General features: G+C 70.7%; 7 protein-coding genes. 1 reads left to right on the top strand and 6 read right to left on the bottom strand.

Going from position 1 to position 12,547, the window contains the following annotated elements; translation table 11 throughout:
- Positions 1-58: 58 nt before the first annotated feature.
- The 6 genes from ACZ6KY_RS29705 to ACZ6KY_RS29680 all read right to left on the bottom strand — a co-directional run bounded on the left by ACZ6KY_RS29705 (position 59) and on the right by ACZ6KY_RS29680 (position 9,052).
- Positions 59-775 (bottom strand): glycoside hydrolase family 12 protein, encoded by a 717-nt coding sequence (locus ACZ6KY_RS29705; RefSeq protein WP_469313340.1) that lies wholly within the window; start codon positions 773-775, stop codon positions 59-61.
- Positions 776-811: 36 nt separating this feature from the next.
- Entirely contained in the window at positions 812-3,190 is a 2,379-nt protein-coding gene (locus tag ACZ6KY_RS29700; RefSeq protein WP_469313339.1) for a glycosyl hydrolase family 95 catalytic domain-containing protein, read from the bottom strand.
- A complete protein-coding gene (locus ACZ6KY_RS29695) occupies positions 3,187-5,193 on the bottom strand; it encodes a beta-galactosidase (protein ID WP_469313338.1) in 2,007 nt (668 codons plus the stop codon). The genes ACZ6KY_RS29700 and ACZ6KY_RS29695 overlap by 4 nt, the downstream gene beginning before the upstream one ends.
- Before the next feature lie 156 nt (positions 5,194-5,349).
- Entirely contained in the window at positions 5,350-6,285 is a 936-nt protein-coding gene (locus tag ACZ6KY_RS29690) for a carbohydrate ABC transporter permease (RefSeq protein WP_469313337.1), read from the bottom strand.
- Positions 6,282-7,346: an ABC transporter permease gene (locus ACZ6KY_RS29685; protein WP_469313336.1), complete on the bottom strand. Its 1,065-nt coding sequence runs from the start codon at positions 7,344-7,346 to the stop codon at positions 6,282-6,284. The genes ACZ6KY_RS29690 and ACZ6KY_RS29685 overlap by 4 nt, the downstream gene beginning before the upstream one ends.
- 26 nt (positions 7,347-7,372) lie before the next feature.
- On the bottom strand, positions 7,373-9,052 hold the full coding sequence (locus ACZ6KY_RS29680; protein ID WP_469313335.1) for a type 2 periplasmic-binding domain-containing protein: 1,680 nt from the start codon (positions 9,050-9,052) through the stop codon (positions 7,373-7,375).
- Positions 9,053-9,414: 362 nt separating this feature from the next.
- On the opposite strand from ACZ6KY_RS29680, the gene ACZ6KY_RS29675 reads away from it, so the two are divergent.
- On the top strand, positions 9,415-12,357 hold the full coding sequence (locus tag ACZ6KY_RS29675) for a glycoside hydrolase family 3 C-terminal domain-containing protein (protein WP_469313334.1): 2,943 nt from the start codon (positions 9,415-9,417) through the stop codon (positions 12,355-12,357).
- Positions 12,358-12,547: the final 190 nt, after the last annotated feature.

The following is a 12,547-nucleotide window of genomic DNA, read 5'->3' as shown; positions in this document are numbered from 1 at the left end:
CCTGTCCGGCCGGGTGCGGCCGGCCCCGCGAGGGACCGGCCGCCCGTTCAGGCGCGGGTCAACTGCTGCTGACCGTCAGGTTGTTGGTGGTGAAGTCGAGACCGCCCGCGGACGAGGTGATCTCGAAGCCGAACTGCACGTCCCCGATGGTCGCGCCGCTCGACATCCAGCCCTTGGTGTTCGCGATCCACTTCAGGATCGGGAGGATGTTGAGGGTGCCGGAGGTGGAGTCCGAGGTCCGCAGGAACGAGAAGACGTCGTTCGCGCCGTTGTTGCCCTTGTAGACGGTCCAGGTGTTGCCGTTCAGCGTGAGCGTGCCCTGTGAGGTGCCGAGCGCGCCGACGGCTCCGTTGTAGTTGACCCAGAGCATGATCTCGTGGGCGTAGCCGGTGTCCCAGATGTCGTACGAGGTGTCGTACGCGCCGGAGGACGGGACGGTGACGTTGTAGGTGCTGGTGAGGGTGGACAGCCCCGAGATCGTCTTGCCGACGTATTTCTTGGAGTTGGGGTAGGACTTGATGCCGCCGGTGTTGGGGTGGTCGGCCCAGACTCCCCAGTTGGTGCCGGAGTTGGCCCAGATGCACTGGCTGCCGGCGCCGGAGCCCCAGATGTCGTTGTAGAGCGTGTACCCGTTGAGGGTGGTGCTGCCCCACTGGTCGCAGGAGGACCAGACGGCGGCCTGGGCGGGGGCCGAGGCGAGGCCGATCGTCGCGCCGAGCGCGAGCGCGGGGGCCAGCAGGGTCATAGTGATCCTGTTCCGTGTACGAAGCGCCATGAGGTCCCTTTCATGGGTGGGGGGAGGTGCGGGGGTCTACCGCGGCCCCAGGGTGAGGACGCGGTCTTCTCCGGCGCTCAGGGAGAGCGGTCGCGCGCCGGCGGAAGTCTGGAGTTCGATGCGGCAGGTGCGGCCGGGTCGCAGCACGGCCGTGGCACCGTCGGGGGTCCAGATGAGGTCGGCCTCGGCGCCGAACCTCGTGCGGATGCCCCGGAGTTCGCCGCTGGGGAGGCCGGCGGGGAGCGCGGGGAGCAGGACGAGCCGCCGCGGTGTGGACTGGATCAGGGCCTCGATGAGCACGGCGGGCAGGGTGTGGGCGGCGTCGGCGTTGTAGACGTGCCGGTTCGGGTAGTGGCCGCTCATCAGGGAGACGTGGAAGAAGTCCCCGGCCAGGACGTTGTCGAGGGCTGCCGCCACCCGCTCCGCGTCCCGCAGCCGGGCGGCCACCAGGGCGTGATGGAGGTGGCCGTGCGCCGAGTCGTTCTCGGCGCCGCGCAGTTCGAGGGCGCGGTGGGCCGCCGCGGCGAGTTCGGGGGTGTCGTACGGGTTGATCTCGTCGAGCGGCCAGACGCCGTAGAGGTGGCTGAGGTGCCGGTGGTCGTAGGTGTCGAGGAGTCCGGGCCTGGCCCACTCGGCGAGCGCTCCCTCGGCGTTGATCCGGTGCGGCGGCAGCCGGTCGGCGAGCGCGCGCCGGCGGTCGGCGTCGGGTCCCGGGTGGTATTCGGCGGCCGTGCGCAGGGCGTGCCGGGCCGCCGAGAGGTCCATGGCGGCGTTCACGGTGACCCAGCCCGCGTTCGCGGGGCGGTTCTCCGGGGAGTAGGACGGCACGATCACCAGGTGGCCGTCTTCGTCGGTCCGGGTGAGGAAGTCCTCGTAGAAACGGGCGACTTCGGCGAGCGCTGCGGCCAGCCTCGGGTCGCGCTCGCCGCGGGTCTCGTCGTGGTCCACCAGGGGCTTGAGGAGCCAGTCGGCGCCCGCGGTCCACACGTGCAGCGGGTACTCACGGCTGAGGTGGTGGATGTGGCCGGACTCGCCGTCGGTGTGGGCGGGGGCCACGACACCGCGTGCGCCGAAGACGGCTCGGGCGTTGTCCCGCCAGTGCGGCAACTGGCCGTGGACCAGGGCCGCGTGCGCCTCGGTGACCTCGGGGAGCGCGGCGGCGACGGCCGACGCGGTCTGCAGATTGAGGTTGGCGTCCGTGGTGAACGCCCCGGACCAGGCGGTGTCCCAGTCGCCGGTCCAGATCCCGGTCAGCCGGGGCGGCAGCGTCCCGGCCGCGGACAACAGATGGTAGCGGCCGGCGGCGAAGAGCCGTTCCAGGAGGGCGGGGCTCTTCGGTCGCCGGACCAACTCCGATCCGGGGAGGGCCCGTTCGGCGGGATCGGCGTGCAGGTCGAGGGTGACGCGGAGGTAGGCGGCGCGGTGCGAGGCGGTGTGGCGGTCGAGCAGGTGGACGTAGGCGCGCTCGATGCCCTCGGCGCCGTGGCCGGCCTCGGGCAGCAGCTCCCGTAGCGCGCGGACCTCGGCGAGGACGTCCGTCTCGCCCGGGTGCCGGCGTACCCGGGTGAGCAGCAGCATCGAGCGGGCGCCCTCGACCCGTACGCCGGGAAGGGTGGGACGGGTCCGGCCGTCGGTGACGAGGAGCGTGATCCCGGTGTACGCCAGGTCGCTGCCCGGATAGCGGGCGCGCAGGGTGAGGAGGGCGCCTTCGGGGGTGCGGACGGCTCCGTGGGCCACCGCGAGGTCGGCGGGCGCTCCCGGCAGCCGGTGGTCGAGTGTCACCTCGGCCGCGAGGTCGGTGGCGGTCGCATAGTGCGCGATGACGTCGTCGGCGCGCGAGACGAAGACCTCGCTGCGCCGGTCACCGCACGCGGCGCTGACGACCCCGGTGGTGAAGTCGGCCTCGCGCCGGTACGCAGGCCGCTCCTCGGCGGGGCGGCGCACACCGTCCGTATGCGCGAGGTCACCAGGGCGGCGCAGTCGCACCTGGAAGGCCGGGTGGAAGGGCTGCACCCACAGCAGCGGCCGTCCGTCGGTGAAGTCCTCCCCGGCGCTCACGTCTCCGGCCAGCAGCCGGTCCTGCACGTCGGCGAGGCGGTCGGCGAGTTCGGGCGGGCGGGCGTTCACGCTGCCGTTCGGGCGGACCAGACGGTGATGGTTGACGATCACCCGGTCGTCGTTCGGATCACCGAACACCATGGCGCCGTGCGTGCCGTTCCCGCTCAGGAAGGCGTCCTCCCAGCGGGCGGCGGGGAGAGGTTCCCAGGTGCCGTGGACGGGGGCGGAGGCACGGCCGCCATCCGCTCGGCCGCACTCCGCTTGGCCCCCCTCCGTTCGGGTGCCGTCGGAGTCGGTGCGAGTGGAGTGGGCGTGGGTGTTCGCTGCGTGTGCGTCGGAGCGAGCCTTGTCCGTCATGGGGCGAGCACCACCGCTCCGTAGCGCTCCAGTCGTACGGAGTCGCGTACGGGCGCGCCGCCGAGCAGGTCGCGGTGACTGCCCGGGACCTCGACGGTCACCGGGTCGTGCCCGTGGTTGAGCAGGAAGAGCAGGTCACCGCGCCGGACGGCCTCGACGCCGTCGGGCAGCCCGTCGAGCACCGGCCGGACGCCCGCGCCGTACGCGGCCTTCGCCAGCAGTTCACGCAGGGCGGCCGGTTCGGGAAGGGTGGAGAGGTAGCGGGCCGTGCCCTTGCGGAGCACGGCGGGCAGTCCGTCCAGTTCGCCGCCCCGGTACCGCGTCTCGACGACCGCGGTGCCGTCGGGTTCGATCTCCTCGGACCAGAGCGTGCCCCGGAAGCCGTCGCAGTCCGCGCTCTCCCCCGCGTCCAGCGGCCACCACTCGTGCAGCGTGCGGATGCCGAACAGTTCGCGCAGCCGCTCGTCCATGCCGCCCGGCCGCACCCGGTCGTCCTCGTCGGCGACGCCGGTGAGGAAGCCGCAGACGAGGGTGCCGCCCGCTCGTACACGGGCGAGGAGGTTGTCGATCGCCGCGTCGGTGAGCAGGTAGAGCTGGGGCACGACGATCATCCGGTACGCGGAGAGGTCGTGTTCGGGATGCGCGAAGGCGGTGGTGAGGTGAGCCTCCCAGAGGGCGCGATGCCAGGCCCGTACGACTTCCGCGTAGTCGTTCTCCGAGGAGAGTCGGCCGTCGTGCGCTCCCGCCCACCAGGAGTTCCAGTCGTGCAGGATCGCGATGTCCGAGGCGACATGACTGTCTGTCACATAGGTGCCGAGGAGGGAGAGTTCGGCACCGATCCGCTTGATCTCCTGGAAGGTGCGGCCCCGCTCCCCCGCGTGGCCGATCATCCCCGAGTGGAACTTCTCGGCGCCCTGCCGGGACTGCCGCCACTGGAAGTAGCAGACGGCGTCGGCGCCGCGCGCCACGGCCTGCAGCGACCACAGCCGGTTCAGCCCGCGCGGCTTGGGGTGGTTCACACCACGCCAGTTGACCGCCCCGGCCGCCTGCTCCATGAGCATCCAGGGACCGCCTCCGGCCTGGGAGCGCGTCATGTCCTGGATGAGGGCGCCGTTCTGCGCGCCGAGCGGGTCGCGCGGGTCCGGATAGACGTCGACGGAGACGACGTCCTCCTCGGCGGCCCACCTCCAGGCGTCCTGGCCGACCCACATCGGCATGAAGTTGCTGGTCACCGGGGTGTGCGGGCTGTGGCGGCGCACGATGTCCCGCTCGGCGGCGCAACACTCCAGGAGCATGTCGGAGGTGAACCGCTTGAAGTCGAGCACCTGCGTCGGGTTCTTCATGTAGTGCGCGTGACGCGGTGGGATCACCTCGTGCCAGCCGTCGTAGCCCTGGCCCCAGAAGGCCGTTCCCCAGGCCGTGTTGAGGGCTTCGACGGTGCCGTACCTGTCCTGGAGCCAGCGGCGGAAGGCGGCGGCGGCCTCGTCGCCGTAGTCGAAGGTGCAGTACTCGTTGTTGATGTGCCACATCGTGAGCGCGGGGTGGCTCCCGTAGCGGGCGGCCAGATCCTCGGTGATGGCGGCGGCGCATCGGCGGTAGACGGCGCTGGAGTGCGAGAAGTGCTGCCGGGAGCCCCACCATTCGGTGCGGCCGTCCTCGTCCCGGGGCAGCGTCTCGGGGTGCAGCCGGCCCATCCAGGGGGGCGGCGAGGAGGTGGGGGTGGCGAGCACGACCCCGATGCCGTGCTCGTGCGTCAGGTCCATCAGCCGGTCCAGCCAGCCGAACTCCCGCACTCCTGGGCGTGGTTCCAGCCTGGCCCAGGAAAAGACCCCGAGAGTGACGGAGTTGACGCCGGCCTCCTTCATGAGGCGGACGTCCTCGTGCCAGGTCTCCTCCGGCCACTGCTCGGGGTTGTAGTCGCCGCCGAACAGGATGCGGCCCCGGGTGGCGTCGCTCAGGCTCGGACGCCCGGACTCCGGGCCGGTTCCGCGGGGCGTGCGCATGACCTACCTCGATCGGGGTGAGGAGAGTGGACCGCCGCGGCCGACCGCTGGTCAGGAGCAGGTCGGCCGCGGCGAGCTGGGGCGGCGGAACGGAGGCCGTACGGAAGAACGCGGAGGCACGAGAGGGGTGTGGAGGGGCGCAAGACCCGGCCGGGATCAGCCCTTCACGGCGCCGGTGAGCATGCCCTTCTTGAAGTGCCGCTGGACGAAGGGCGAGAGGACCGCGACCGGCAGCAGCGCCATCACCATGACGGCCATCTGGATGGCGAGCGGCGACAGTTGACCGGTGTTGATCTGCGTGGCGAGTCCGACGGGACGCTCCTGCTTCTGCACCAGCTGGATCATGACGTTCTGGAGCGGCATCATCTTCTGGTCGGTCAGGTAGATGGAGGCGTTGAACCAGGCGCTCCAGTAACCGACCGCGTAGAACAGCGAGATCACCGCGAGGACCGCCCGGGAGAGCGGCATCACGATCTGCCACAGGACGCGCCAGTCGCCGGCGCCGTCGATGCGGGCGCTGTCGATCAGTTCGGGCGAGATGCCCATGAAGAACGCGCGCAGCACCAGGATGTTGAAGACGCTCACCGCGCTGGGGAGGATCAGCGCGAGATAGGTGTCGGTGAGGCCGAGCGCCTGCACGAGCAGATAGGTGGGGATGAGCCCGGCGCCGAAGAACATCGTGGCGAGCAGCAGCATCAACAGCCAGCGGTGGCCCAGCGATCCGACACGCGAGAGGCCGTAGGCGCACAGGACCGAGACCGACATGCTGAACAGGGTGCCGACCAGGGTCACTCCGACGCTGACGAGCGCGGCGCGCTGCACCTGGCCGCCGGTCAGCAGTTCCTTGTAGGCGACGAGGGTGACGCCCTGGGGGATGACCACCAGACCGCCGGCCGCGTCGATGGTCTTCTTCGACTGGAGGCTGGTGACGACGACGATCCAGAGGGGGAAGAGGATCGCGAAGGCGGCCAGGGTGAGGGTGAGCCCCTTGCCCGCGAGGCCGGCCTTCGACGGCTCCTCCTCCCAGGGCGGCCGGGGCGGCGCCGCCCAGCGGCCGGGCCTGTCGCGCGGTTCGTACGTCACGGCGGTCATTTCTCGTACACCCCCTGCTCACCCATGAGATGGGCGACCTTGTTGGCGGTCAGGACGAGCCCCAGGCCGACCACGCCCTTGACCAGTCCGGCGGCCGCGGCATAGCCGAAGTCCTGGTTGCGGATGCCGTTCCACCACACGTAGGTGTCGAGGACGTCGGAGGCGCCGGGGCCCACCGAGTCGCGCTGGAGCAGGAGTTGCTCGAAGCCGACGGTGAGCGCGTCGCCGACGCGCAGCACCAGGAGCAGGGCGATCACCGGGCGCAGGGCGGGCAGGGTGATGTGCCACATCCGGCGCCAGCGTCCGGCCCCGTCCATGGCGGCGGCCTCGTAGAGATCGGGCGGGACGGACGACAGGGCCGCGAGGAAGACGATGATGCCCCAGCCCGCGTCCTTCCAGACACCCTCGGCCGTCACCAGGAACTTGAAGATCCCCGGATCGGTCATCAGGTCGATGCCCTGGTGGCCGTGCTGCCGCAGGGTCTGCGCGATGATGCCCGCCCCGCCGAAGATCTGCTGGAAGACGGTGACGACCAGGACCCAGGAGAAGAAGTGCGGGAGGTACATGACCGCCTGGGCGACCGCCCGGACCCGGGGCCTGACCACGCTGTTGATGAGCAGCGCGAGGCCGACCGGGATCGGGAAGTACAGCACGAGCTGGAGGAAGAACAGCACGAACGTGTTCTGCACGGCGTGCCAGAACTCCGAGTCGGCGAAGATCCGCTGGAAGTTCTCCAGGCCGATCCAGGGGCTCTCGAAGATCGCGACGAAGCCGTTGTCGCTCAGATACGGGTCGTAGTCCTGGAAGGCGACGACATTGCCGAGGACCGGTATGTAGGTGAAGACGAGGACGAGCGCGACCGCCGGGAGGGTCATCAGGATCAGGGTGCGGTCGCGTCTGAACCGTAGCCGGAAGCCCGGCCTTCCGGCGCCCTGTCCGGCGTTCCGCCCGGCCCGCCGTCCGGCGGCGCGCCCGGCGTCGCCGTCCGGTGGACTCCCGTCCGGTGTCCTCTTGCCCGCCTCGGCCCCGGCCCCGCTCCGGGGCACCGTGCTGTGCGACACGGCCTTCTCCTTGCCTCAGCCCTGGGTCACTTGGCCGCGGAGCCGTTGTCGTCGAGCAGCTTCTTGTACCAGGCGCGCAGGTCGTCGCCGCCCTTCTGCTTCCAGTCCGCGACGGCCTGCTGCATGTCGCTGATCTTCTTGCGGCCGCGGACGATGTCGTCCTCCAGCTGCTCGAAGTCGTTGGCGAGGTTGGTCCAGCGGTTGGGCTCGGTGATGGTCAGCCCGTAGAAGGAGGACTTCTTGGTGAAGGCGCCCATGCGCTGCTGCCACTCGACCTGGAGCTTGGCGATGTCCGGCAGATCGGGGTGGGCGAGGTAGGCGGCCGGGTCGCCGGTGTAGTCGTAGGCGCCGTTGACCTCGTTGGTGCCCTTGGTGGTCTTGGTGGGCAGGCCGTTCTTGACCGTGTAGTCGGTGCCCTCGACGCCGTACACCGTGAGCATGTACTCCTTGGTGCCGTACGGCGCCGCGCAGAAGTCGGCGAGCGCGAGGAAGTCCTTGATCTGCCGCTTGGACGCCTTCTTGCTGACGAAGGTGAAGATGCCCGCGGGCTGGGTCGCCCAGAGCGTGGGGTCGCCGCCGTCGGGGCCGAAGATGTCGAACGCGCCCATCTCGAAGTCCGTCTTCTGGGTGCGCTGTTCGGCCGTCGAGCCGTACCAGTAGGACAGGTCGCCGTTGAAGACGAGGGACTGGCCCGCGGTGAAGCGGTTGGAGGCGTCGCCCTTGACGGCCTTGGCGTCGGGGTGGACGACGCCCGCCGCGTAGAGCTTGCGCGTCCACTCCAGGGCTTCGAGGTACTCGGCGGTCTCGACGCGGTTGACCAGCTTGCCGTCCCGCAGGTCCCACCACAGTGCCTTGTCGCTGCCGTTGAGGACGCCGTAGATGTTGAAGGCCGTCCACTTGAGGTCGTCGCAGGCCCACACCTTCGCCTTGGCGTCGGTGGCCTCCTTCGCCCAGGACAGGAACTCGTCGGGCGACTTGGGCAGTGTGTAGCCCTTCTTGGCGAAGATGTCCTTGCGGTAGAAGGCCGCGATGTTCGTGACGTACGAGGCCGGCATCGGGATCGCGCGCAGCAGGCCGCCGAAGATGGAGCGCTGCCAGGCGTCGGTCGGTACGGCCGCGAGGTTCGGGTAGTCCTTGACCTTGTCGCCGGACAGGTACGGGCCGAGGTCGGCGAACTTGGCGTTGATCGCGCTCGGTATCTTGCCGTTCAGGTTCCAGCCGGGGACGACCACCACGTCCGGGATGTCGCTGGAGGCGAGGATCGCGCCGAGCTTCTCGTCGTAGGTGTTGCCGTCCTGGTTCTGCCAGGTCGCCTTGATGCCGATGGCCTCGTTCATGGCCGTGTAGTACGCGTTGTCGTCGGCCGGCGGTGTGCCCCAGAACGGCGACATGATCTTCAGGCCGCTGCCGCCGCCCAGCTTCTTCGGGACGGCGGTCTTCAGCGCGCTCAGGTCGATCGGCTGTGTGAAGCCCGCGGCCGATCCGTTCTTCGAGGGGATGTCGGGCGTGACGACGCTCGACGCCACGAACGCCGGAAGGATCTTCTGCGCGTCCTTGCCCGAGGTGGTGCCGTCCTTGTTGCCGTCCTGTCCGCCGCCACAGGCGGCGAGCAGGGGCATTCCGCCGGCCACGGCGGCCGCTGCGACCGCCGTGGAGGCGAGGAAGCTTCTCCGGCTGGGGGCGGAGGTGGCGGAGTTCGGCGTCATTGCGTCAACCCTTCATGGCGCACAGCAGGACACCCGGCGGTGGAGCCGTCGGCTGCGGTGTCTTGAGTGGATCTGCCTGAGCTGAAGCGGTCCTCGGAGGACTGTGCCCTGCGGGGAGGGAAGCCCGTCAATCGAAGCGCTTCGATGTTGCTGCGAGGTTAAGTGAACGCCTGGGGGTGCACAAGGGTCGATCCCAAGATTCCTCGGAGTGTCATGCAACAGGCATGCCCCGCCTGGCACTTGAGATCTATGGCGGGAAATGGAGTTGCTGCCCCCAGGTGTCTTGACACCCACCCCCTGGCCGATCGAGCATCGAAGCGCTTCGAAAGCCCGTCACCGCTCCACCGCAAAGGGATCACCACGTGACCGCAGAGACGCCACCCATGCCGCCCTTCCGTGACGCGAGCCTGCCGTTCGCGAAGCGCATCGACGACCTGCTGGCGCGGCTCACCCTCGACGAACGGATCGCGTTCCTGCACCAGTTCGCGCCCGCCGTCGAGCGACTCGGCGTGCGGGCGTTCCGCACCGGCCAGGAGGCCCTGCACGGCGTCGCCTGGATGGGCCCGGCGACGGTGTTCCCCCAGGCCGTCGGACTCGGCGCGACCTGGAACGAGGATCTCGTGCGCCGGGTCGGGGAGGCCGTCTCGACGGAGGTCCGCGCGATGCGCGCCCGCGACGACCGGGTGGGCCTCAACGTCTGGTCCCCCACGGTCAATCTGCTGCGCCACCCGCTGTGGGGGCGCAACGAGGAGGGTTACTCGGAGGACCCGGCGCTCACCTCCGCCATCGCCACCGCGTACACCCGCGGGCTGCGCGGCGGCCACCCGGCCTACTGGCGCACGGCGCCCGTCCTCAAGCACTGGCTCGCGCACAACAACGAGACGCACAGGGACACCTCGTCCTCGTCCGTCCGCCCGCGCGTGCTGCACGAGTACGACCTGCGCGCCTTCCGCGACACCGTGGTCGCGGGCGCCGTCTCCGGTGTGATGCCCGCGTACAACCTGGTCAACGGGCGCCCCAACCATGTCTCGCCGTATCTGCGCGAGCACCTGCGGGCGTGGACCGACCAGGAGCTGCTGGTCTGCTCGGACGCGGGCGCGCCCTCCAACCTGGTCGACTCCGAGCACTACTTCGACACCCACGAGGAGGCCACCGCCGCCGCCCTCCTCGCCGGCGTCGACAGCTTCACCGACCACGGCACGGACGGATCGCGGATCGCCGGACGCGTCCGGGGCGCCCTGGAGCTTGGCCTGCTGACCGAGGCCGACATCGACACCGCGGTCCGCCGCCAGCTCGCCGTGCGCTTCCGGCTGGGCGAGTTCGACCCGGACCTCGACCCGTACGCCGGAACCGAGGACTTCGACACGCCCGCCCACCGCGCGCTCGCCCGGGAAGCCGCGGAACAGGCGATCGTCCTGCTCAAGAACGACGGTCTGCTGCCGCTGCGCCCCGGCGTCCGGGTCGCCGTCGTCGGCCTGCTCGCCGACGAGTGCAAGCTCGACTGGTACAGCGGCACGCTCATCCACCGTTCGACCCCGCTGGAGGGCCTGTACGAGCGGTTCGGCGCCGAGCGCGTGGACTTCGCCGAGGGCGTGGACCGCGTACGTCTGAGGACGTCGTCCGGCCGGTATCTCGCGGTGCCCGCCGCCGATGACACGGCGGAGGAGGTACGCGGTGCCGGGGGCGCCCTCGACCCGGCGCTGCTCACGGGGCGCACCGACCTGCCCCCGCTGACCGCCGACGCCGTCGGCACCGAACTGGCGCTGATCGACTGGGGCGAGGGGATCCTCACCCTGCGGGCCCCCGACGGCCGGTATCTCTCCGTCGCCGACGACTGCTTCGTCCGCGCCTCCGCCGACCGGCCGGGCGGCTGGGTCGTCCAGGAGACCTTCCGGCTGGAACCCTCCGCATCCCATGGGAACGGCCACCTCCTGAAGCACCTGGGGACGGGCAGGTACGTCTCTGTCGCCGCCGACGGCGTGAAGGTTGCCGAGGAGGACGCCGGCGACGCCGAGATCTTCCAGCTGGAGTTCGGCGAACACGGCGAGGACGCGGTGGCCCGTGCCGCCGCCTCGGCCGACGTGGTCATCGTCGTCGCGGGCAACGACCCGCACGTCAACGGCCGCGAGACCGAGGACCGTACGACCCTGCGGCTGCCCGCCCACCAGGAGCGGCTGCTGCGTGCCGCCCGCGCGGCGAACCCGGACACGGTGCTGGCCCTGGTCTCCGCCTACCCGTACGCGGTCGACCACGCCGATCTGCCCGCCCTGCTGTGGACCGCGCACGGCGGCCAGGCGGCGGGCACCGCCCTGGCCCGCGTCCTCGCCGGGGACGTCTCCCCCGCGGGCCGCCTCCCGCAGACCTGGTACGCCGGCGACGACGACCTGCCCGGCCTGCTGGACTACGACGTGATCGGCGGCCGGCAGACCTATCTCTACTTCGAGGGGACTCCGCTGTTCCCGTTCGGACACGGCCTGTCCTACGCCTCGTTCGCCTACGCGGACCTTCAAGTCCGCCGAGAAGCAGACGCGTTGACGGTCTCGTGCACCGTCACCAACACCTCGACCGCGACCGCCGACGAGGTCGTCCAGCTCTACACCCGCGCGGTCGCCCCGTCCGTACCCCGCCCGCGCCGCGAACTGGCGGCACACCGACGGGTCCGCCTCACCCCGGGCGTCTCGACCCCCGTCACCTTCGAACTACCGCTCTCGGCGCTGGAGTTCTGGGACGTGGCCCACGACCGTCGGCGCCTGGAGCCGGGCGCGTACGAACTGCTGGTCGGCGCGTCCAGCGAGGACATCCGGCTCGGCGCGCGGGTCGAACTCGACGGCGAGCCCGGCACTCCTCGCCTCGTCCGCGAACGCGGCCTGAACGCCGCCCACTTCGACGAGCAGCGAGACACCGCCATCGTCGACCGCACGAAGGCGACGGGCGACGCGGTGACCCCGGTGGACGGCGGCACGGGCGAACTCCTCTACCGGGACTGCGATTTCGGCGCGGGAGTCACCGAGGTCGTCGTGGAGGCGGCGGGCGAGGGGGTCGTCGAGGTCTTCCTGGACGGTGACCTGTCGGCCTCTGGGCTCCGGCCGGGCGGGGCGTCGGTCGCGGAACGGCCGCCGGGCGGTCCGCCGGTCGCCGAACCGCCGCCGGGCAGTGCTCCGGTCGCCGAAATCACGGCGGGCGGAACGCGGGGGCCCTACGACTACCGCACCCTCACCGCCGCGTTCGCCGCCGGCGGTGTGCACGACGTCCGCCTCAGACTGCGCGGCCCCGTTCGGCTCGCGCACGTCGGCTTCTCCGGCTGAGGGTCCGGAGGAGCCGGCACAGGGGTCCGGCACCGGAAGGCATCGGTGCCGGGCCCCTTCCCTGACAACGTTAGCTGAAAACGATTGTCACTAGACATGCCGTTTTCGGTCACGTCCGCCCCGCCCCGGGCCGGGGCGTTTGCTCCTCCCGACCCATGCGCTAATATGATCTTCAGCAGATCGGCGGAGG

The organism is Streptomyces sp. NPDC042002, assembly GCF_055588305.1.
Note: the sequence above shows the minus strand (reverse complement) of the source record. Positions and strands in the feature narration are given on the sequence as shown.